This window comes from Halopseudomonas pertucinogena (assembly GCF_014646575.1).
Classification (GTDB): Bacteria; Pseudomonadota; Gammaproteobacteria; order Pseudomonadales; family Pseudomonadaceae; genus Halopseudomonas; species Halopseudomonas pertucinogena.
The window spans coordinates 281,918-302,657 of record NZ_BMNN01000001.1 but is presented as its reverse complement, the minus strand read 5'-3'; the positions used below and the strand labels follow the sequence as shown (position 1 = coordinate 302,657).

General features: G+C 64.8%; 20 protein-coding genes. 4 read left to right on the top strand and 16 right to left on the bottom strand.

What is annotated here, in order from left to right; genetic code table 11:
• Positions 1-29: 29 nt before the first annotated feature.
• From dapE to IEW63_RS01485, 3 genes are read left to right on the top strand one after another with little or no spacing between them, the layout of a single operon-like run.
• Positions 30-1,169, top strand: a complete 1,140-nt coding sequence (gene dapE, locus IEW63_RS01495) for a succinyl-diaminopimelate desuccinylase (protein WP_188634828.1) — start codon at positions 30-32, stop codon at positions 1,167-1,169.
• Positions 1,169-1,972, top strand: coding sequence for a putative RNA methyltransferase (locus IEW63_RS01490; RefSeq protein WP_188634827.1), 804 nt, complete (start codon positions 1,169-1,171; stop codon positions 1,970-1,972). Before dapE ends, IEW63_RS01490 begins: the two co-directional genes overlap by 1 nt.
• A gap of 11 nt (positions 1,973-1,983) precedes the next feature.
• Positions 1,984-2,367 (top strand): hypothetical protein, encoded by a 384-nt coding sequence (locus IEW63_RS01485; RefSeq protein WP_188634826.1) that lies wholly within the window; start codon positions 1,984-1,986, stop codon positions 2,365-2,367.
• A gap of 16 nt (positions 2,368-2,383) precedes the next feature.
• Here the strand turns inward: IEW63_RS01485 and IEW63_RS01480 are convergent, their stop codons facing one another.
• The 6 genes from IEW63_RS01480 to IEW63_RS01455 form a co-directional block, all read right to left on the bottom strand.
• The gene (locus IEW63_RS01480; protein WP_188634825.1) at positions 2,384-2,677 is read right to left on the bottom strand and encodes a hypothetical protein; all 294 of its coding nucleotides are present in this window, start codon (positions 2,675-2,677) and stop codon (positions 2,384-2,386) included.
• Complete coding sequence (locus IEW63_RS01475) at positions 2,674-2,883, bottom strand: cold-shock protein (RefSeq protein WP_188634824.1); 210 nt, start codon at positions 2,881-2,883, stop codon at positions 2,674-2,676. Before IEW63_RS01475 ends, IEW63_RS01480 begins: the two co-directional genes overlap by 4 nt.
• A 217-nt stretch (positions 2,884-3,100) precedes the next feature.
• On the bottom strand, positions 3,101-4,072 hold the full coding sequence (locus tag IEW63_RS01470; RefSeq protein ID WP_188634823.1) for a DUF4340 domain-containing protein: 972 nt from the start codon (positions 4,070-4,072) through the stop codon (positions 3,101-3,103).
• A gap of 12 nt (positions 4,073-4,084) precedes the next feature.
• The gene (locus tag IEW63_RS01465; RefSeq protein ID WP_188634822.1) at positions 4,085-5,935 is read right to left on the bottom strand and encodes a GldG family protein; all 1,851 of its coding nucleotides are present in this window, start codon (positions 5,933-5,935) and stop codon (positions 4,085-4,087) included.
• Positions 5,936-5,951: 16 nt separating this feature from the next.
• The gene (locus IEW63_RS01460; RefSeq protein ID WP_188634821.1) at positions 5,952-6,686 is read right to left on the bottom strand and encodes an ABC transporter permease subunit; all 735 of its coding nucleotides are present in this window, start codon (positions 6,684-6,686) and stop codon (positions 5,952-5,954) included.
• Positions 6,683-7,612 carry an ABC transporter ATP-binding protein gene (locus IEW63_RS01455; RefSeq protein ID WP_188634820.1) on the bottom strand — a complete coding sequence of 310 codons (930 nt, stop codon included), beginning with the start codon at positions 7,610-7,612 and terminating at the stop codon, positions 6,683-6,685. Before IEW63_RS01455 ends, IEW63_RS01460 begins: the two co-directional genes overlap by 4 nt.
• A gap of 533 nt (positions 7,613-8,145) precedes the next feature.
• Between IEW63_RS01455 and plsB the strand changes: the two genes are divergently transcribed.
• Positions 8,146-10,614, top strand: coding sequence for a glycerol-3-phosphate 1-O-acyltransferase PlsB (gene plsB / locus IEW63_RS01450; protein WP_188634819.1), 2,469 nt, complete (start codon positions 8,146-8,148; stop codon positions 10,612-10,614).
• Between the two features lie 34 nt (positions 10,615-10,648).
• Here the strand turns inward: plsB and IEW63_RS01445 are convergent, their stop codons facing one another.
• The 10 genes from IEW63_RS01445 to cysM form a co-directional block, all read right to left on the bottom strand.
• Positions 10,649-11,476 (bottom strand): metal-dependent hydrolase, encoded by an 828-nt coding sequence (locus IEW63_RS01445; protein WP_188634818.1) that lies wholly within the window; start codon positions 11,474-11,476, stop codon positions 10,649-10,651.
• Positions 11,477-11,569: 93 nt separating this feature from the next.
• Positions 11,570-12,361, bottom strand: coding sequence for a class I SAM-dependent methyltransferase (locus tag IEW63_RS01440; protein WP_188634817.1), 792 nt, complete (start codon positions 12,359-12,361; stop codon positions 11,570-11,572).
• Positions 12,362-12,413: 52 nt separating this feature from the next.
• Positions 12,414-13,322, bottom strand: a complete 909-nt coding sequence (locus tag IEW63_RS01435; RefSeq protein WP_229710265.1) for a DUF72 domain-containing protein — start codon at positions 13,320-13,322, stop codon at positions 12,414-12,416.
• Positions 13,315-13,497, bottom strand: coding sequence for a hypothetical protein (locus IEW63_RS01430; RefSeq protein ID WP_188634815.1), 183 nt, complete (start codon positions 13,495-13,497; stop codon positions 13,315-13,317). Before IEW63_RS01430 ends, IEW63_RS01435 begins: the two co-directional genes overlap by 8 nt.
• A gap of 199 nt (positions 13,498-13,696) precedes the next feature.
• Positions 13,697-14,371, bottom strand: coding sequence for a tRNA (adenosine(37)-N6)-threonylcarbamoyltransferase complex dimerization subunit type 1 TsaB (gene tsaB, locus IEW63_RS01425; RefSeq protein WP_188634814.1), 675 nt, complete (start codon positions 14,369-14,371; stop codon positions 13,697-13,699).
• A 94-nt stretch (positions 14,372-14,465) separates the two neighbouring features.
• Positions 14,466-15,113 carry an adenylate kinase gene (gene adk, locus IEW63_RS01420; protein WP_188634813.1) on the bottom strand — a complete coding sequence of 216 codons (648 nt, stop codon included), beginning with the start codon at positions 15,111-15,113 and terminating at the stop codon, positions 14,466-14,468.
• A gap of 256 nt (positions 15,114-15,369) precedes the next feature.
• A complete protein-coding gene (gene mazG / locus IEW63_RS01415) occupies positions 15,370-16,188 on the bottom strand; it encodes a nucleoside triphosphate pyrophosphohydrolase (RefSeq protein WP_272872563.1) in 819 nt (272 codons plus the stop codon).
• Entirely contained in the window at positions 16,185-18,431 is a 2,247-nt protein-coding gene (gene relA, locus IEW63_RS01410) for a GTP diphosphokinase (protein ID WP_188634812.1), read from the bottom strand. The genes mazG and relA overlap by 4 nt, the downstream gene beginning before the upstream one ends.
• A complete protein-coding gene (gene rlmD / locus IEW63_RS01405; protein ID WP_188634811.1) occupies positions 18,431-19,792 on the bottom strand; it encodes a 23S rRNA (uracil(1939)-C(5))-methyltransferase RlmD in 1,362 nt (453 codons plus the stop codon). Before rlmD ends, relA begins: the two co-directional genes overlap by 1 nt.
• A complete protein-coding gene (gene cysM / locus IEW63_RS01400) occupies positions 19,789-20,691 on the bottom strand; it encodes a cysteine synthase CysM (RefSeq protein WP_188634810.1) in 903 nt (300 codons plus the stop codon). Before cysM ends, rlmD begins: the two co-directional genes overlap by 4 nt.
• Between the last annotated feature and the right edge of the window lie 49 nt (positions 20,692-20,740).

Genomic DNA, 20,740 nt, shown 5'->3' with positions numbered 1-20,740 from the left:
CAGCGATACCAGATACGGCCAGCCAACCCATGAACACCACGCCCTCCGCCACCCTTGCCCTCGCCTGCGACCTGATTGCCCGTGAGTCCATCACCCCTGCCGATGCCGGCTGCCAGCAACTGATGGCTGAACGCCTGGCTGCCTGCGGCTTCCGCGTCGAGCCCATGCGTTTCGGTGAAGTGGACAACCTCTGGGCCCGCCGCGGCAGCGAGGGCCCGGTGCTGTGCTTTGCCGGACACACCGATGTGGTGCCTACCGGAGCCGAGGCACAGTGGAGCAGCCCGCCATTCCATCCGACCGTCCGTGACGGCATGCTGTACGGTCGGGGCGCCGCAGACATGAAGGGCAGCCTGGCCGCCATGGTGGTCGCTGTCGAGCGTTTCGTCTCGGAGCACCCCGACCATCGCGGCTCGATCGCCTTTCTCATCACCAGTGATGAAGAAGGCCCCGCCACTGACGGTACCGTGAAAGTGGTCCAGACCCTGATTGAGCGCAACGAGAAGGTCGACTGGTGCCTGGTCGGAGAGCCCTCCAGTACCGACCTGGTCGGCGACACGGTAAAGAACGGCCGACGCGGCTCGCTTAACGCCCGCCTGCTCATCAGGGGCCTGCAGGGTCATGTGGCCTACCCTCACCTGGCACGTAATCCGATCCATCTGGCCGCACCGGCACTGGCCGAGCTGGCCGCCGAGGTGTGGGACCAGGGCAATGCCTTCTTTCCTCCGACCAGCTTTCAGATCTCCAATATCCATTCCGGGACCGGTGCTACCAACGTGGTACCCGGTGAGCTGGAGGCGTTGATCAACTTCCGTTTCTCCACCGAGTCCACCGTAGAAGGGCTGCAGGAGCGCGTCCGCAGCCTGCTCGACCGCCACGGCCTGGATTACGAGCTGGAGTGGAATCTGTCCGGCCTGCCCTTTCTCACCGAGCCGGGGGACCTGCTGGATGGTGTACGGGCGGCCATCCGTGAAGTGACCGGCCGGGAAACCCGGCCCTCCACCTCCGGCGGCACCTCCGACGGGCGCTTCATCGCCACCATGGGCACCCAGGTGGTGGAGCTGGGTCCGGTGAATGCCACCATTCACCAGGTCGATGAGCATGTCAGTGTCGCCGATCTGGAGACACTGACCGATATCTACCATGCCACCCTGCGCTGGTTGCTGACCTGATGCCCCAGCTTATCTGTCCCCACTGCCAGTCGACACTGCACTGCGAGGAGCGCACCTGGCGCTGCGCCAATGGCCACAGCTATGACCAGGCGCGCCAGGGCTACCTCAACCTGTTGCTGGTGCAGCACAAGAACAGCCGCCGCCCCGGTGATACCCCGCAAATGCTGGATCACCGTCAGGCGTTCCTCGATGGCGGCCATTATCAACCGGTGAGTGACACGGCCAACCGTATGCTCGGCGCCGCCGCACCCCGCTCCGTACTGGACATGGGCTGTGGCGAGGGCTATTACACCGACCGTCTGGCCAGGGCATTGCCGGATGCCGAGTGCGCCGGGCTGGATATCAGCAAGGACGCCATCATCCGCGCCTGCCGGCGCAACCGGCAGATCCGCTGGCTGGTGGCCTCCAGCGCGCGCCTTCCGGTGGCCGACACCAGCGTCGATGCCGCACTGTGCATCTTCAGCCCCTGGTCGTGGCAGGAATGTCTGCGGGTGTTGCGCCCCGGCGGGCAGCTGCTGCTGGTCGGCCCCCATGCCGACCACCTGATGGCGCTGCGCAGCCGGCTGTACGACAGCGTTCACCCCACCCCCGGGCTGGTCAGGGACTTGCCGCCGGAGTTCGATATCGTCGATGATCAGGTGCTCCGCTACCCGATGAACCTGCCTGCCGGGGCCCTGGCCGATCTCATCGGCATGACACCCCACGGTATGCGCAGCCGCCCCGAGCGCCAGCAGGCGCTTGTGGCGGAAGGTCTGCCGGGTCTGGAAGTCGCCATGCATATGGTCTTGCTGCAACGCCGCTGAGAGGACATGACGTGCGCCAACCGGATATCGAAATCTATCTGAAGGAAGAATTCCTGGACGAATTGACCGACTGGCTTCAGCAGCATGCCGGTGATGTCGAACTCGGCCCCTGGCGGGGCGACATCCGCCGCGGTGTGCTGCAGGCCGATACGGCCATTCCACTGATGATCGTGCGCAAGGCAGCAGGCCGATGGGCAAGCATCTGGTTCGACAGCCAGGCAACGCCCTGGGCCACCGACCGGGACTGCGCCCGCAGCGTGGCCGCCGGCATCAACCGCGAGGTGCGCTGCTCCATCGGTGGCTGGGAAGAGGAACAGGGCGAGGCGAACGCGGACAGCTGGATGAAGGTGACCGCCGAGGGCGAGGAGGAGTTCGTGTGGGCCCAGAAATCCTGAAGGCCCGCACACCCGGCTAGCGCAGGGCGGTGGCGGAACCGACCACCAGCTCCACCGCTTCCGGCTCGGGCGGATAGCACAGATGGGCGCCGAACCGGCGCCCCAGCTCGTCCACCGCCGGGGAAAAGAACACCGTCACCTCGCACTGCAGACCATCGAGGCGATGACGCATGAACACGGCTGCATCCGACGGCGCGCCCGCCGGATGCAGCTCGTCAAAGGCCTGGCATATCTCGTTCAGCGGGACGCTGGCCAGCAGACCATCACCCAGTGACCGACAACGCCACCGCAGTTGAGGCTCAGCACTCAAAGTGCTGCAACGTCCTCGGCCTGCAGGCCCTTCTGGCCCTGGGTGACATTGAACTCCACCTTCTGGCCCTCGACCAGAGTGCGGTGCCCCTCGCCGCGGATGGCCCGGAAGTGCACGAACACATCCGGGCCGGACTCACACTGGATGAATCCGAAACCCTTGGCGTCGTTGAACCATTTAACCGTACCGGTTTGCCGATCAGACATTCCTGCAATCTCCACATCACCATGATCCACACCACCCGGCATAACGGAGTGGCGATAGCGACACTCCGTCAACCTTGATTCAAATTCCGGTGCGAAACCTGATGCAGCATTGCGCCCTTTGAATAATGTTTATAGAGGCCGTGCCTCCGATTCTAGTCAAACGGCGATCAGCTGCAAGGGCATTTTGTCCGCCGCGGCAAACCGGCATGGGGCTCGATCAGGGTCCGGCGAGCAGGTCGGCCCGGCGCCGGGTGAGGTCTTCCAGCTGGCCAACGCCGATCTGGAAGGCCCAGCGGGGATCGTCGTTAACCTGCAGTTCGGCATCCTCCTCGGCCTGATCGAAGCTGTCGATCAGCAGCCAGTGGCGCCCGTTGATGTCATACAGACTGGCGCTCAGCTGTGAGCCGGCCCAGGTCTCGATGTGCATCCGCAGACTGGGCGCGGGCAGCGCGAGCTCCTCGCGCAGCGCCACGTTCTGCGCGGTCAGGTTGGCCAGCGCCAGCACCAGACTGTTGATCCAGCGCTCATTGCCGCCCTGCTCCGGTTCGTCTTCCAGCGTCAGGTTGTATTCGCCCTCCGCCGGTTTGACCAGCTCCAGCGTCTCGCCGTCGGCATACTCCCAGCGCGCCCTGGCGATCTGGAGCATGGGAACATCCACCGCCCGCAGCGCCAGCCAGTCGGTTGGGTTGACCGACATCTGCAGCGTCCGGTTGATCAGCAGAACCTGGGCCTCGTCGGCAAAGCGCACCAGCTGACCATTGCCGACCTGATTGCCGTAGACGATGCCGAAGTCCTCACCATTGGCATGCAGCAGCACCTGCAGCGCCTGGCTGTCAGGGGAGCCGGTATCCAGCCCCAGCCGCGCGTGATGATCGGCGTTGGCGGTCTTCTCCTCCAGCACGCGGGCGCCGCGCAGGGCATGCAACAACGCGGCAAGCCGCTCACGCTGCACCGGATATCCGGCGTGGCTCAGCACACCCCGGTTGCCATCGAGGCGGGCCAGCTCGACCTGGAGCTCGCCGCGCCGGAGGGTAATGGTTTCCAGCGCCGCCAGCTGCTCCAGCTGCTCGGCTGACAGCAACTCCCGGCTGGCCAGGTCATCCACCCGCTCGGTGCTGCGCATCTGCAGCGCGACGGCGGCGAGAATCAGAATGACCAGCGCACCCACAACCAGCAATCCGTTTCGCATGACCTTTCTCCTTCAGCTTCGGGCGCTGCGCCGACGGAGCCGCGCAGCCAGCCACCACAGCAACACACCCAGCGTCAGCAGCGCCGGCACCAGTGCAATATTGATCACCTTGAGCCGGGTCCCGAGCTGTTCGATATCCGCATTGAGCTGATAGCGCACGTCACGCAGCTGCTTGCGGATTTCCAGCTTCTCGTCGAGGAAGCGCTGGATCGCCGCTTCCTGCTCCGCACTCAGCTCGGTCAGCTGGGACGGATCCTGGCTCTGCTGCAGCTCCAGCAATTGCCGCTCGGTCTCTTCCAGCTGCTGCTGCAGGCGCAGCTCACTGGCACGGTAGCGGCTCTCGGCCTGACGCTGCAGCTCCTCGACCACCGTGAACGGCCGGCTGAAGTCGCCCCGCGAGCGGACGCTGATCAGCGCCTCGGAACCGGACAGGTTGTCCAGCGCGTTGATCATGAACCCACCGTTATCCGCCCAGGGCTGGGGGATGCGCTGGCCAAAGAAGTCCTGCACATGTACCCACATGCGATCGGTCAGCAGGTCGGTATCGGCCACCAGCATCACGTTGATGTTGGCCGCTTCGGTGTATTCGGCGGCCCGCCCTTCCAGGCCATCCGGATAGGCGGTTTTCGCCTCGCCCTGCAGGCGCGCGGCGAAGTGACGGATTTCCCCATCGGCGCGGAAACCGTTGAGCAGCGTCTCCGGGTCCTGCAGGCGGCTGAAGCGGCTGCTGGGCGTCATCGCGCTGTGGTTGCTGCTCGACAGCAACGGCTCGAATCGAGTGGTGGCCCCCTCCAGGGGTTTCAGCGCACCGGCGGACGCCAGGGTCAGTATCTGCAGCGGGGCGGTGACGGTGTCATCCTCGCTCATGAACTGCTTTTCCACCTCCAGCCAGCCGATATGCCGGGCCGGCAGCTGGCCCTGGCCGCGACCGACCGACATGCCCAGCCGGGAATCCAGCACCACCTGCTCCGGATCGTAGCCCACGCCCCAGGCGCCGAGCAGCGGGGCCAGATCGGAAGCCTTGCCGTCGGCCATGCCATCCATCATTGCTTCCATGCTGTGATCGGACTCGGCGAGAGGGTCGATGAAGGCCAGCAGTTTGCCGCCGCGCAGAACAAACTGATCGATGGCGAACAGGGTCGCCTCGCTCAGGGTCTTGGGGTGGACCAGCAGCAGCACGTCGATCTCTTCGGCGATCGCATCCGTATCGGTGTCCAGTTCCTGGACATCGAAGATCTGCTGCAGCTGCTCGTAGGCCACCCAGGGGGGCGTGGCCTGGCCGGTCATCGGGTTCATCCCGCCGGCCATCGGCAGGCCGGTGATCAGGCCGATCTGCGGCTTCTCGATCTGTGCGAGGCTGTTGATCAGACGGCTGAGTTCATATTCCAGCAGCCCCTCCTGCTCCAGCGCGAAGAAGGGGATGATTTCCCGCTGGGCCAGCTCGTTGGTGCCGGCCAGGCCGAAGTACAGCTGCTCACCGGTCTGGGTCAGCGGCACGGCCTGCAGTCCGAACTCGGCGGCGCGATCCTCGGCCTCGGAGAACGGCTGGGGATCGATGACATGCAGGCGCAGCTTGCCGTCAGCCACACGCTCGTATTCGCGCAGCATCTCCTCCACCCGCCGGGCGTAGTTGCGCAGCACCACCAGGTCCTTGCTGGCCCCTTCCGAGAAGAAGAAATACAGGGTAACGGGCTCTTCAAGATCGGTCAGGATCTGCCGGGTACCATCGGAGATGGTGTACAGCTTCTGCTCGGTCAGGTCCAGCCGGGCGCCGGGCAACAGGCTGTTGGTGGCGATATTGAAGCCGATGAAGGCCAGCAGCAGCACCAGCAGCCCGGTACCGGAATACATGAGTCTTTTCATTCTTGTTCTCCTTGCCTCAATCGGCCTTCTTCAGGTCGATGACGATCGCCGTGGCCAGCAGCCAGGCGGCCATCAGCGATATGAAATACAACAGGTCGCGCAGGTCCAGCACGCCCTTGCTGATGGCATCGAAGCGGATCAGGAAACTGAGCGAGGCAATGGTGTCCAGCAGCCACTGGGGAGCCCAGCCGCTGAACAGGTCGAGCACCAGCGGGAAGCCGCTGACGATGAACACGAAGCAGGCCACCACGCTGAGGATGAAGGCGATCACCTGGTTGCGGGTCAGCGCCGACATGCACGAGCCGATGGCCAGATAACCGCCGGCCAGCAGCCAGCTGCCCAGGTAGCCGGTGAAGATCGCGCCGTTGTCCGGCGAACCCAGGTAGTTCACCGTGATGATGATCGGAAAGGTCAGCAGCAGTGCGATGCCGACGAACACCCAGGCGGCGAGGAACTTGCCCAGTACCATGTCGCTGCGCGAGACCGGCAGGGTCATCAGCAGCTCGATGGTCCCGGATTTGCGCTCTTCCGCCCACAGGCGCATGGCTACCGCCGGTACCAGGAAAAGGTACAGCCAGGGATGGAAGTTGAAGAACGGGATCAGGTCCGCCTGGCCGCCTTCATAGAAGCCGCCCAGATAGAAGGTGAATACCGCCGACAGCACCAGAAAGATGACGATGAAGATGTACGCCAGCGGGGTGGCGAAATAGCTGCCCAGCTCGCGCTTGAAGATCACTCCCAGACTTTTCATGCGGCCTCCTCCGCAGTCAGACGACGGAACACTTCATCCAGACGTCCGCGCTCGACTGACAATTCCTGAACCTGCCATTGCTGCTGACGCGCCAGCTCGCCCACCGCGGGGAAGATCACCGCACCCGGCGCGGCCAGTACGGTGACCTGATGCCCGTCACGGGCCAGCTCCACGCCCTGCACACCGGGCAACGCCAGCAGCGGTTGGGTATCGACGGGTTGCTGCAGGGAAAGCGTCACTGCCTGGTGGTAGCGGGATCGGGCTTCCAGCTCATCCGGCGTGCCGTCGGCCAGCAGCCGGCCATGGGCGATCACCACCGCCCTTGAGCACACCGCGCTGACTTCCTCGAGAATATGGGTGGAGATCACCACGATCTTGTTGCTGTCGCTGGCCAGTTGCTGGATCAGCCCACGCACCTGGTGCTTCTGGTTGGGATCGAGGCCGTCGGTAGGCTCATCGAGAATCAGCACCTGCGGATCATGCAGGATCGCCTGCGCCAGGCCGACCCGCCGCTTGAAGCCCTTGGACAGTGTCTCGATGGTCTGACCCAGCACGCCTTCCAGCTGCAGCTGCTCCACGGCACGGGCTACCTGCCGCTGCCGCTCGGCGCCGCGCAGTCCGCGCACCTCAGCGATGAACTCGAGAAATCCGCGCACGCGCATGTCGCCGTAACAGGGTGCACCCTCGGGCAGATAGCCCATCTGCCGCTGCGCCTGCAGGGTCTGCGTGCCGATATCGAAACCGCAGATCGAGGCGCTGCCGCCATCCGGTGTCAGGAAACCGGTCAGCATCTTCATGGTGGTGGACTTGCCGGCTCCGTTGGGGCCGAGAAACCCCAGCACCTCCCCCGGGCTCACTTCGAATGACAGGTTGTCCACGGCGACATGCTCGCCGAAACGTTTGGTCAGGCTGTTTATCTTTATCATGACCTCTTCCACTTCCCCCAGAAATATTGACGCCACGGCAGTCCATGGTCGCCGCAAGGCGCAGAACACATCCACTGTGCAGGCAAGGGGGACGGTCCGGATGCGATCACACAGCCCGGAGGGCATCACGCGGAGGCAGCATCCTGACAGCCCACCGTGACAGGAATCGATGGATCAGCGCTCGAGTCAGAAAATATATGAACCCATATTCCGTATTTCAACCACCCTGTGGGCGCTGACATGCGGAGCACGGTAACAGATAGTCAGGGCGGGCTGATAGTCCCCTCCCAGGCGAGGAACCGCTCCATCCGCTCCGCAGTACCGGGATGGCTCGACAGCAGTTCCGGAAGCTTCGCGCCGCTCTTTCCCTTAGTATTCGGCGCCATTGCCGGTGAAACGCACCTGCTCGACACGCCTGGGCGTGGCCGGCCGGTCTGCAATATGGCGATGTGAGATTATCCCCCCTCGGGTGGCGGAGAAAAACTGTTACAATCCGCCCTGATCTTGGCCGGTTGAATGCTCGGGGGAGCACCATGTCCGCTGTCTATTCGTCACTGTTCGGGCGCCTGCGCTTCACCTTCATGCGCAGCCTGCTGTTCTTCTGGGCCCGAGCCGAAAGTATCGGTGACCCCATGAACCGGGTGCTGCCCGCTCCCGACCGACCGATACTCTATGTCCTCCCGGACCGTTCCTTCTCCGACCTGCTGGTGCTGGACCGGGAGTGTACCCGCCTGGGTCTGCCACGACCGATCCTGCCACCGGGCGGCAGCCTGGAAGAGGAAGAATCCTATTTCTATCTGACCGGCGAGCTGCCCTGGAGCGGCCGGCCCGACCCGCGCAAGCGCGCCCCCCGGCTGCTGCGCGCACTCACGGCCGTGGAGCTGCGTGTCACACCGGATGTCCAGCTGGTGCCGGTCACCGTGTTCTGGGGTCAGTCGCCGGATGTCGAGTCGTCCCCGCTGAAGCTGCTGTTTGCCTACAAGGCCGGCGTGGGCGGCAAGTTGCGCAAGTTCTTCGCGATCCTCGTGCATGGCCGCAAGATCCGCGTCAGTTTCGGCGAGCCGCTGTCCCTGCGGCAGCTGAACGAGGAGAGCCTGGGCCATGACCGCAACCTGCGCAAGGTCAGCCGCCTGTTGCGGGTGCATTTCCGCGAGCAGCGGCAGGCGGTGGTCGGGCCGGACCTGTTCAATCGCAACACCCTGCTCAAGGGCCTGATGCAGGGTCAGATGGTGCGCGCCGCCATCGAACGCGAAGCCGCGGAGCAGAATATCAGCATCGACAGGGCTCAGGAGCGGGCCGCCCGTTACGCCAACGAGATTGCCTCGGATTTCACCTACACCATCATCCGCTTTCTCGAGGTGGTGCTGTCCTGGTTCTGGAACAAGCTGTACGACGGCGTCAGGGTGAACAATCTGGCCAACGTGCAGGACATCGCCCAGGGCAAGGAGATCATCTATGTGCCCTGCCACCGCAGCCATATCGACTATCTGCTGCTGTCCTACCTGCTGTTTCGCAACAGCCTGACGCCGCCCCATATCGCCGCCGGCATCAACCTCAACATGCCGGTCATCGGCAGCATCCTGCGCCGCGGCGGTGCCTTCTTCATGCGCCGCAGTTTCCGCGGCAACCAGCTGTATACCGCGGTGTTCAATGAATACCTGCATCTGCTCTACAGCCGCGGCTTTCCGGTGGAATACTTCATCGAGGGCGGCCGTTCGCGCACCGGGCGGCTGCTGGATCCACGCACCGGCATGCTGGCCATCACCCTGCGCAGCTACCTGCGCTCGTCCCGCCGCCCTATCGTGTTCGTGCCGGTGTACATAGGTTACGAGCGGGTGCTGGAAGGTCGTACCTACCTCGGCGAACTGCGCGGCCAGGCGAAGAAGAAGGAATCGGTGTTCGATCTGTTCCGGGTCCTGTCGGCACTCAAACTGAAGTTCGGCGAAGTGGCGGTGAATTTCGGCGAGCCGGTGGCGCTCAGCGAATTTCTCGACCGCCACCAGCCGGACTGGCGCGAGCAGCGCGACGCCCCCGACTACCGCCCCGACTGGCTGCCGGAGATCACCTCCCACCTGGCCCGCACCCTTGGCGCCGCCATCAATGCCGCGGCCGATGTCAACCCGGTGAACATGGTCGCCCTGGTCATGCTGTCGACACGGCGACTGGCCCTGGATGAAGCCACCCTGGCCCGCACGCTGGACACCTTCACCCAGTTGCTGCGCGCCGCGCCCTACAGCGCCAACGTCACGCTGTCCGCAATGAGCGGCCAGGAGCAGATACGGCACGTCGAGTCGATGGGCATGATGGGGCGCCAGTCCGATGCGCTGGGGGAGATCCTCTATCTGGACGAGCCGCAGGCAGTGCTGATGACCTGGTACCGCAACAACATCCTGCATCTGGTCGCCCTGCCGGCGCTCATCGCCAGCCTGTTCCTGAACAATCCGCGGATGAACCGCGAGCAGATCGAGCGGCTGGCCGGCGCCCTGTATCCCTATCTGCAGGGCGAGCTGTTCATGCACTGGCAGGAAGAGGAGTTGTCCGGGGTCATCCAGCGCCACGTGGATGCGCTGATCGACTGTGGCCTGCTGCAGGAGGACAATGGCCAGATCCAGCGTCCGGATACCGCCTCCAGCGAGTTCGTGCTGCTGACGCTGCTGGCACGCAGCATCATTCAGATGCTGGAGCGTTTCTACATGGTCGCGGCGCTGCTGCTGAACAACCCCAACGGCAGCCTCACCGCAGAACAGCTGGAGGCACTGTGCACCGTCATGGCCCAGCGCCTGTCCATCCTGCACGGACTGAACGCGCCGGAGTTCTTCGACAAGACCCTGTTCCGCCAGTTCATCCAGCGGCTGCGGGACTTCGAGGTGCTCAGCGCGGACGCAGAAGGTCGTCTGCATTACCTGCCCGAGCTGGAAGACATCGCCGAAAACACCGCCCGACGGGTGCTCAGCGCCGAGATCCGCCTGTCGATCCGGCAGGTGGCCCGCAGCGCCGGCTGACCTGCCGCCGGCAACACCGGCGGTGTTCCGCCCGTCAGCGCACCAGCGTGGCGGTGTATTCCCCGGCGACTTCCTCCATCAGGGCGCGGTTATCGTGCTGCCAGGGATGGAAATCGTCGCGGTAGAAGTCACGGTACACGCCGAGCAGACGGCGGAAGAAGCCGTCCCGCCCCCATAGCCAGCGCATCCCGCGCCACCAGACCGCCGGGGTCAGCTGCCCGTCCCGGCGCAGCATGTGCAGTGTGCCGATGGTGACATCGCGCAGGAAGAAGAAGGTGGATTGCCGCATCGCCCTGCGCAGCAGGCGTCGATCCCCGCACACCTGCATGTATACATCGAAGGCTACCGATTTGTGCTCGGTCTCTTCCAGCGCGTGCCAGCGCCACAGTCGCCTCATCTCCGGCGTGGCATCGGCCAGCCACTGGGGCTCACGCAGTACCGCATCGGCCATGATGGCGGTGAAATGCTCCATGGCGACAGTGGCTGCCAGCCGGCGTTGCGGCGTGAAGTGCTTGTTGACGTAACGGATACGGCGCTTGACCGGCCGCTCAAGCTTGCCGATATCGTAGCCCAGGTCACTGAGACGCTGATTGAATTCTATGTGCTCGCGACTGTGGTGGGCTTCCTGACCGATGAAGCCACGGATCTGCTGCTGCAGTTCGGGGTCGCTGACCTGATCGCGGAAATGGCGTACCGAGTCGATGAAGAACTGTTCGCCGTCGGGGAACAGTACCGACATCGAATTGAAGAAGTGGCTGCGGAACGGATCATTGCCGAGCCACCAGCGTTGCAGCGGGTCGGGCAGGGAAACGTCCAGCCGGCGCGGCCGGATATCGAGCGTATCAGGAGTAAGCGGACGCATGATGAACCTCTTTGCCTCGGGGCATATTATTGTTGGTTGCAGCATGCATACTGGGGCAGTTGTGATTCTGGCGCAAGGGACACGCCGCGAGGTTCAGGTACCGAGTTTCTTCTTGCCGTAGATATCGTAGCGGCTGGATTGCCCATTCATCTGTGCCGTGGGCGCCGGGCCCTCGATCGCCGGGGCCTTGCGCGGGCGCTTGACGACCACCCGGTGGCTGGCCAGCCACAGCGCCGCTTCCAGCAACTGCGGCGAATCCGCATCGTCCCCTGCCAACGGCCGGAACAGGCGCATTTCCTTCTTCACCAGGGCGGACTTCTGCCGTTCGGGGAACATCGGATCGAGGTGGATCACTTCCGGCGCCGGCTCGCTCCAGTCCGCCATGAGCTCGATGGCATCCCCCGCCAGCAGCTGCATCCGCCCGGCTATCTCGGCCACCTCACCGCCGGCATGGCGGGCCCGTTCAAGCCCGTCGGCGAGCAATGCGGCGATCACCGGCTGGCGTTCGATGAGCACGACATCACATCCCAGCGAAGCCAGCACGAACGCGTCCCGCCCCAGACCGGCTGTTGCATCCAGCACCCGGGGCCGCAGCGCGCCACGAATACCGACCGCCCGCGCGACCATCTGCCCGGCGCCGCCGCCGTACTGGCGCCGGTGGGCCAGCGCGCCCTCGACAAAATCCACGCGGATCGCCCCGGGCGCGTCCTCTGCGGTGGCGCGCAGGCTGAGGCCGTCCTCGCCCAGCTGCAGCAGCATCTCTGCCGTAGCATCGTCGGGTGCCTGCAGCGGCAGACCCAGGCGGCCGGCCAGCTCACTGGCGGCCTGCTGCAACCCGGGCACAAGCCAGCTGACGGCAACGGTTCCGGGGGCTGAGTCGGTCATGGCAATCCTGATCAGGAGAAAAGGGCAGCAGTGTACCGCAGCACAGGCCAGCCTAGAACAGCCCGCCCTGCTCGGGCGCGTACGCCTGTTCGAGTTCACCGGGCCAGTCGGGCATCGGCGGCAGGTCGGGCAACCGCTCAGCCAGACGGGCATGAAACAGGCGCGCCAGCTGCGGAGCCAGGCGATTGTCCGGGGTGTGCATGAACACCATCGGACTGCGCCCCTCGCCAAGCCACTGGGCGCACTTGGCCACCCAGGGCTCCAGCCAGTGCAGGCTCTGGCTGTTGTCCAGCCCGGCAATGAAACGCACCGTGGGATGCTCCGCCAGCGCTACCGCGTGTACCGGCAGCCGCGGCTTCCTGCTCTGCGCATCGAGTGTCGCGGGATCGGTATGCCGGCTGGCGAACAGGCCGCGGCTGTCGAACATGACGCGCTCGATGCCCCGCTCGTGCAGCAGGCGGTTGAGCCGCCGCTCACGGTCATCCTTGAGGAAGAAGTGCGGGTGGCGTACTTCTACCGCGTAGCGGTAATCACCCGGCAGGGCATCGAGAAACGCCGGCAGCTCTTCGAGATGCTGCGGCCCGAACCGCGCGGGCAGTTGCAGCCATATCGGACCCAGACGCTGCTCGAGCGGCGCCATATGCCGGAAGAACCGCTGCAGCTCGGGATGATGGAGGTCCAGCCGGTCGCCGTGGCTGACCTCCCGGGGCAGCTTGGCACAGAACCGGAACCCGACCGGCAGCAGACTGGCCCAGCGCCGCACTGTGTCCAGCGTGGGCAGGGCATAGAAGGTGGTATTGCCCTCCACCGCGTCGAACACCTGACCGTATTGATGCAGCCGTTCGTCGGCGTCGGCGGTGGAGGAATAGAGCGCACCGCGCCATTCGGGTTCAGCCCACAGCGGGCAACCGAGGAGAAGACGGGGGGACGGATCAGGTACGCCGGAAAACAAGTCAGACAAACACGTCGATACCGTAGATCCCGCCGGGCTCGTCCTCGACATCAGTCAACGCCGCCATGCTCTGGTAGCTGGCCAGCGCCTGGTTGGCGTGGCCGTGAACCGGCTGGGATGCCCCCTGGCGGGCGGGGATGTATTCACCGACCGCTGCGGCACGCTCGACAACCTGGGCGGACACCGCGCGCGCGGGCTGAACCGCGGCGGGCGCCGTGTGGGCTGTGACCTGCTCGGCCGGCACCTGCGCGGGCCGTTTCGCCCGGGGTGGCAGCGCCGCGGGATGAAATCCATCCAGACGCATCGGTGAATGACTCCACTGAAGAATGTACTGTCAAGGGTAGCCGCCGGCGAAGGCGATGGCAAAACCGCCAGGCGGAAGGTCAGCCTTGCCTGGGCGTAGCCACCTTGTCGCGCAAATATACCGGTTGTGCCTCGGCGGCATCCAGCAGCTGGCCGGATTTCCAGACGGGCAGTGCAAGGCTCAGCATATCCTGTGCATCGGGCAGCATCTGGGGCCAGCTGGCGGATACCGATACCGCCAGCCGCTCGGCGTATTGCCAGCCGGTGCCGGCACCGGCGGGGCTGTCGAAGCCACGGGCCAGGCTGACCTGCTCGGGCGCGCTCACCACTTCGGTGCCGGCGAGGACCATGACACCCTCCTCCAGCCGGTAGCAACCCCAGTAGACCTCATCCATCCGCGCGTCGATGGCGGCGCAGACCTGCTCCGCGCCGTGCTCGCGCCAGGCCCGTTGCGCCAGTGCCGCAAGATTGGATATACCGATCACCGGCTTGTCGCAGGCAAAGGCCAGTCCCTGCACCATGCCGGTGGCGATGCGTACACCGGTGAAGGCGCCGGGACCGCGGCCGAACACCAGGGCATCGACGTCGGCCAGGGCAATGCCCGCTTCCGCCATCACCTCGTCAATCATCGGTAACAGACGCTGGGCATGCAGCCTGGGGATGACCTCGGCGCGCTGATAAATCCGGCCCTGATGCAGCAGGGCGGCTGAGCAGGCTTCGGTGGCGGTATCCAGGGCAAGCAGTGTCGGGGTCATGGCGGTCGGGCTCGGGACAAAGGCGCGATTGTAGCAAACAACAGGGCCCGTGCGATTCACATCGGCACGGGCCCTGTTGGCAATACGCAGGCGATCAGCTCAGGGCCTGGAGCACCCGGGCAGTGATCTCCTCGACGCTGCCGACACCTTCCACCTTCGAGCATTTCGGCGTGCCGTTGACGGCCGACAGATTCCGGTAGAACTCGACCAGCGGCTCGGTCTGGGTGTGGTACACCTGCAGGCGCTTGCGTACGGTCTCTTCCTTGTCGTCCTCGCGCTGGATCAGCTCGTCACCGGTCACATCGTCCCGGCCTTCCTGCTTCGGCGGATTGTGCTCCAGGTGGTAGGTACGACCGGAGCCGGGGTGCACACGGCGACCGGAGATACGGCCGACGATTTCCTCGTCCTCAACGGCGATTTCCAGCACGTGGTCGATCTCGATGTTCGCCTCGACCAGCGCTTCGGCCTGGGGAATGGTGCGCGGGAAGCCATCCAGCAGGAAACCGTTGGCGCAGTCAGCCTGGGTGATGCGCTCGCGGATCAGGCCGATGATCAGCTCATCGGAAACCAGTCCACCGTTGTCCATCACTTCCTTGACCTGCAGACCCAGCTCGGTACCGGCCTTGACGGCGGCACGCAGCATATCACCGGTGGAAATCTGCGGAATGCCGAACCGCTGGCAGATGAACTGGGCCTGTGTGCCCTTGCCCGCGCCGGGGGCACCCAATAGGATCACGCGCATGTTGAACTCCTCAGTCTTAACGGAAATCGGGCCACCGACGACCAGCGCCGGCTGACATTTCCTGGCTGTCGGCCAGGGTCGCAAACCTGTTATTCGCGGCGAAAAAGGCGTTCAACATACACTCACAACCGGCTCGGCACAAGCAGGTTCGGCATTGGATATTCGTCGCATGCGCTACGGTTCCCGCGTGCTTGAGGGGGGCCTTCGCCCAGAGTTCGGGGGCTGGGCAGGGAGTTGCGCGACAACATGTCGCGGATCACAGTCCGGCGCGCTTGGCCTCGTCCCACAGCCGGTCCAGCTCCTGCAGACCGACCTCGGAAAACGCCCGGCCCTGGTCGCGCAACCGGCGCTCGATATGGCGCAGACGCCGCTCGAACTTCTCATTGCCGCCGCGCAGGGCTGTTTCGGCGTCGACCTTCAGATGGCGGGCCAGATTGACCATCGCAAACAGCAGATCACCCACCTCTTCCTCCACCGCGCGCTGATCCCGGCTGCCGATCGCCTCGCGAACCTCTTCCAGTTCCTCGGCAATCTTGTCGATGACCGGATCGACCGCATCCCAGTCGAAGCCGCTGGCGGCGGCGCGCTTCTGCAGCTTCTGGGCGCGACTCAGGGCGGGCAGCGCGCGGGGTACGTCATCCAGCAACGACAGCTGCTGCGGCGCATCGGCCCGCTCGGCCCGCTCCTCGGCCTTGATCTCCTCCCAGCGCCGGCTGATCTGCTGCTCGTCCAGACGCAGGGTGCCGGGAGGCGTACGCAGGTTGCCGTCGGGAAACACATGGGGATGGCGGCGCACCAGTTTGCGGGTGATGCCGTCGACCACGTCCTGCCAGTCGAAGTGTCCGGCTTCACGCCCCAGCTGGGCGTAATACACCACCTGGAACAGCAGGTCGCCGACCTCTCCTGCCAGCTGGCGGTAATCGCCGGCGGCAATGGCGTCGGCGACCTCGTAGGCTTCCTCAAGGGTATGCGGGGCAATACTGGCGAAGTCCTGCTTCAGATCCCACGGACATCCATGTTCGGGATCACGCAGGCGCTGCATCAGGTACAACAGGTCGTCGAGCTGATAACTCACGCCCGACGCTCCTGGCGATTGCGCCTGGCCTCGATGACGTTCGGCAACTGGCCGATGCGGGTAAGCAGGCGGCTGAGCAGATGCAGGTTGGGAATCTCCAGGGTCAGCATCATGCTGGCGTAGTTGTCATCCGGGTTGGTCCGGGAGCTGGCTTCCAGCACGTTGATCTTCTCGTTGGCCAGCAGCTGCGACACGTCCCGCAGCAGGCCGGAGCGGTCGTAGGCGCGAATGAAGATCTCCACCGGGTAGGTCTTCACCGGCGCGCCACCCCAGCTCACCTCGATCAGCCGTTCGGACTCCCGGTCCTGCAGCTGCAGCGCGGTAGCACAGTCGGCACGGTGCACGGTCACCCCACGGCCGACCGTGATATAGCCGATGATCGGGTCACCCGGCACCGGCTGGCAGCAGCCCGCCAGCTGGGTCAGCAGGTTGCCGACGCCCTGGATGTGCACATCGCCGCGCCGCTCGGACCGGTTCGGCCGTCGCGGGATCAGCTCCAGCTGCTCGCTGTGCCGGTCCGGTTCCACCAGCTGATGGGCCACATTGACCACGTGCGCCAGCCGGATGTCCCCCGAGCCCACCGCTGCGAACAGATCTTCCTGGCTGCGGATGCCGAGCTTCTCGATCAGCATCGCGTAGTCGGCACCGGTCAGCGCCATGCGGGTAAGTTCGCGCTCCAGCATGACCTTGCCGGCATGCACGTTCTGCTCACGGGCCTGCTGCTTGAACCAGTGCTGGACCTTGGCCCTGGCCCGCGGCGTGTTGACATAACCGAGGTTGGCATTGAGCCAGTCGCGGCTCGGCCCGCCGGTGCGGCCGGTGATGATTTCCACCTGCTCGCCGGTCTGCAGCACATAATTAAGTGGCACTATCCGGCCGTTGACCTTGGCACCACGGCAGTTGTGACCCACCTCGGTGTGCACCCGGTAGGCGAAATCCACCGGCGTGGCCCCCTGAGGCACGTCAAGGACGTGACCGTCCGGCGTGAACAGATAGATGCGGTCGGGCTCGAAATCCACCCGCAGCTGTTCGGCCAGCCCGCCGATATCGCCCATTTCCTCGTGCCACTCGAGCACCTGGCGCAACCAGGCGATCTTGTCTTCGTAGGCGTCGGAGTTGCTGTCGACGTCGGTGCCCTTGTAGCGCCAGTGAGCGCAGACGCCGAGCTCGGCCTCCTCGTGCATGGCGTGGGTACGGATCTGCACCTCCAGCACCTTGCCCTCGGGACCGAGCACTGCCGTGTGCAGCGAGCGGTAGCCGTTTTCCTTGGGATTGGCGATATAATCGTCGAACTCGTTGGGAACGTGACGCCACAGGCTGTGAACAATACCCAGCGCGGTGTAGCAGTCGCGCACCTGGGGTACCAGGATCCGCACCGCCCTCACGTCATATATCTGGTTGAAATCGAGCCCCTTGCTCTGCATCTTGCGCCAGATGGAATAGATGTGTTTCACCCGCCCGGAGATGTCGCCGTCGATGCCGGCATCCTCCAGTTCGCGGCGCAGCTGCACCATCACCGCTTCGATGTACTCCTGGCGATCAACCCGGCGCTCATCCAGCAGCCGCGCGATCTGCTTGTACTTGTGCGGCTCCAGATAACGGAACGACAGGTCCTCCAGCTCCCACTTTATGTGGCCGATCCCGAGGCGGTGAGCCAGCGGTGCATAGATGTCGAAAACCTCCCTTGCCACCCGGTAGCGCTTCTCCTCCGGCGCGTCCTTGACCGCGCGGATGGCGCAGGTACGCTCAGCCAGCTTGATCAGCACGACGCGTACGTCGTCGATCATGGTGACCAGCATCTTGCGCAGGTTCTCCACCTGCGAGGCGGTATTGAAGGCGTTGGACTTGACCGGGTTCTGCGACACGCTGATCGCGGCCATGCGCTGCACGCCGTCCACCAGTCCGGCCACGCCACTGCCGAGACAGCGCTCCACATCGGCCAGGCCGGTCTTGTGCTCGCGCACCGCGCGATAGATCACCGCCGCTACCAGGGATTCCTGATCCAGCTTGAGGTCGGCAAGAATCTCGGCCATTTCCAGACCGGTGCGATAACTGCTGGCGCCGTTGGCCCAGCGGTGCTCTGTGGGACTGGTGGCCCGATCCAGTTCGGCAGCCCATTCGCAGGCCTGCTTCAGCAGCTGCGGCTCGGGCAGCGGCACGTTCTGCTGAATGCGCCCTATCCAGGCGTCGATATCTACAGTGCCATCCTGATTGACCGGATGCTCTGCTCTGACTTGTACCATTACTTTCTGTCCTTGCCCGACACGAAGAGTGCCATGGCTTCCACATGTGCAGTCTGGGGGAACATATCCATGATGCCCACCTGCACCAATCGGTAACCTGCCGCTGCCAGGATGCCCGCATCCCTGGCCAGGGTCGCCGGATTACAGGATACATAGAGTATCCGCGGTATCCTCATGCGCGCCAGCACGGCAGTCATGTGCGCGGCGCCGTCCCTCGGCGGGTCCAGCAGCGCAGCGTGATAATCAGTATCAGGGGTGAGCCATTCCGATTTCTGGCTGTTCGACAAGTCCCCCTGAAAAAAGTGCACCCCTTCAAGGTTATTCAGACGGGCGTTGGCTGCAGCGCGAGTCACCATCTCCGGGCTGCCCTCGACGCCCGTCACCAGCGCACCGGCGCGGGCCAGCGGCAGGGTGAAGTTGCCCACGCCGCAGAACAGGTCGAGCACCCGCTCGCCCGGCTCAATGGCCAGCCATTCCAGCGCCTGGTTTACCATCAACTGATTGATGTCTGCATTGACCTGGGTAAAGTCCCCGGCGGAGAAGTGGAAGTCCAGTTGCTGATCCGCCAGCCGGTAGGCCGGCTGAGCCGCCTCGTCGGTGAGGACATGCAGTTCCGCTTCACTGCCGGATTGCAGATAGCAGGCCACCCCGTGCCGCCTGGCGAGCCCGCGCAGCCGCTCCCGGTCCCCTTCGGCCAGGGGCTGCAGGTGCCGCACGATCATGCCCGGTTGCTCGCCTCCGAGCAGTTCCACATGCCCCAGTGCAGCCTGCCGCTCGAGCTGGCGCAGCTCAGCCGGCAGCGCCTGCAGCAGCTGCTCGAGGCGGGGCGCCAGCACCGGACAGTGCGACACTTCCACCAGTGCATTGCTCGCGCGCTGCCGATAGCCCACCTGCAGACGCTGGGCGCGTGGGTCCCAGCGCACCGATACCCGGGCGCGCTGCCGGTAGCCGTACTCGGGCCCGGTCAACGGTGGCATCCAGCGTTGCGGCTGCAGCCCGGCAAAATGTTCCAGCTGCTGGGCCAGTGCCTGCTGCTTGAGCTGAAGCTGGGTCTGCCTGGGCACATGCTGCAGACTGCAGCCGCCGCACAGATCGACATGCGGACAGGCCGGGCTCTGGCGTTCCGGGCTGGCCTGCAGCAGCTGCTCCAGCCTCGCCTCGATCAGCTTGCTGCGGGCCCGCGTCACCCGGGCAGTGACTCGCTCCCCGGGCAATGCCCCCTCGACAAATACCGTGCGCCCCTGCCAGCGGCCGATGCCACGGCCGTCATGGGTGAGTCTTTCCAGTGCGATCTCGATGCGCTGCCCTGTGGCAGCGGGGGCGTCCGGGGCGTGTCTGGACCTGCCGCGGGGTCTGTTCATGATTGACCGTCGAACACCCCGGTGGACAGGTAACGGTCGCCCCGATCGCAGATGATGACAACGATAACCGCATTGCGGACCCGGGCGTTCAGGCGCAGCGCCGCCGCCACCGCGCCGCCGGATGATACCCCGCAGAAGATGCCCTCCTCCCGCGCCAGCCGGCGCATGGTTTCCTCGGCCTCCTGCTGGCTCATGTCGACAACCTCGTCCACCCGCTGCTGATCGAAGATGCTCGGCAGATATTCCTGCGGCCAGCGGCGGATACCCGGGATAGCCGCCCCCTCGGTGGGCTGCAGACCGATGATCTGCACGTCGGGATTCTGCTCCTTGAGATAGCGCGACACACCCATGATGGTACCGGTAGTGCCCATGGAGCTGACGAAATGGGTCACCCGACCCTGGGTGTCACGCCAGATTTCCGGCCCGGTGCCGGTGTAGTGGGCCTGCGGATTATCGCCATTACCGAACTGGTCCAGCACCTTGCCCTTGCCTTCGCTCTGCATCTGCAGGGCCAGATCCCGGGCGCCTTCCATGCCCTGCTCCTTGCTGACGAGGATGAGCTCGGCGCCATAGGCGGTCATTGCCCACTTGCGCTCGTCGCTGGCGTTCTCCGGCATGATCAGCACCATGCGATACCCCATGATGGCGGCGGCCATTGCCAGAGCGATGCCGGTGTTACCCGAGGTGGCCTCGATCAGCGTGTCGCCGGGGCGGATGTCACCACGCTCCTCGGCCAGCCGGATCATCGACAGCGCCGGCCGATCCTTGACCGAGCCCGCCGGGTTGTTGCCTTCCAGTTTGAGCAGAATGGTGTTGCCGGTGTCGCCGGTCATGCGCTGCAGCCGGACCAGCGGCGTATTGCCGACACAGTCGGCAATGGTTGGAAACTCGGTATTCATCGTACATCCTTCAACAGGAACGACCGGACCGGAACTGCCCCCGGCCAGC

Excerpts from the sequence above, each read along its gene's own strand:
- dapE (WP_188634828.1), top strand. The coding sequence starts at position 30 with ATGAACACCACGCCCTCCGCCACCCTTGCCCTCGCCTGCGACCTGATT.
- IEW63_RS01490 (WP_188634827.1), top strand. The coding sequence starts at position 1,169 with ATGCCCCAGCTTATCTGTCCCCACTGCCAGTCGACACTGCACTGCGAG.
- IEW63_RS01475 (WP_188634824.1), bottom strand. The coding sequence starts at position 2,883 with ATGTCTGATCGGCAAACCGGTACGGTTAAATGGTTCAACGACGCCAAG.
- IEW63_RS01470 (WP_188634823.1), bottom strand. The coding sequence starts at position 4,072 with ATGCGAAACGGATTGCTGGTTGTGGGTGCGCTGGTCATTCTGATTCTC.
- IEW63_RS01465 (WP_188634822.1), bottom strand. The coding sequence starts at position 5,935 with ATGAAAAGACTCATGTATTCCGGTACCGGGCTGCTGGTGCTGCTGCTG.
- IEW63_RS01460 (WP_188634821.1), bottom strand. The coding sequence starts at position 6,686 with ATGAAAAGTCTGGGAGTGATCTTCAAGCGCGAGCTGGGCAGCTATTTC.
- IEW63_RS01455 (WP_188634820.1), bottom strand. The coding sequence starts at position 7,612 with ATGATAAAGATAAACAGCCTGACCAAACGTTTCGGCGAGCATGTCGCC.
- plsB (WP_188634819.1), top strand. The coding sequence starts at position 8,146 with ATGTCCGCTGTCTATTCGTCACTGTTCGGGCGCCTGCGCTTCACCTTC.
- IEW63_RS01445 (WP_188634818.1), bottom strand. The coding sequence starts at position 11,476 with ATGCGTCCGCTTACTCCTGATACGCTCGATATCCGGCCGCGCCGGCTG.
- IEW63_RS01440 (WP_188634817.1), bottom strand. The coding sequence starts at position 12,361 with ATGACCGACTCAGCCCCCGGAACCGTTGCCGTCAGCTGGCTTGTGCCC.
- tsaB (WP_188634814.1), bottom strand. The coding sequence starts at position 14,371 with ATGACCCCGACACTGCTTGCCCTGGATACCGCCACCGAAGCCTGCTCA.
- adk (WP_188634813.1), bottom strand. The coding sequence starts at position 15,113 with ATGCGCGTGATCCTATTGGGTGCCCCCGGCGCGGGCAAGGGCACACAG.
- relA (WP_188634812.1), bottom strand. The coding sequence starts at position 18,431 with ATGGTACAAGTCAGAGCAGAGCATCCGGTCAATCAGGATGGCACTGTA.
- rlmD (WP_188634811.1), bottom strand. The coding sequence starts at position 19,792 with ATGAACAGACCCCGCGGCAGGTCCAGACACGCCCCGGACGCCCCCGCT.
- cysM (WP_188634810.1), bottom strand. The coding sequence starts at position 20,691 with ATGAATACCGAGTTTCCAACCATTGCCGACTGTGTCGGCAATACGCCG.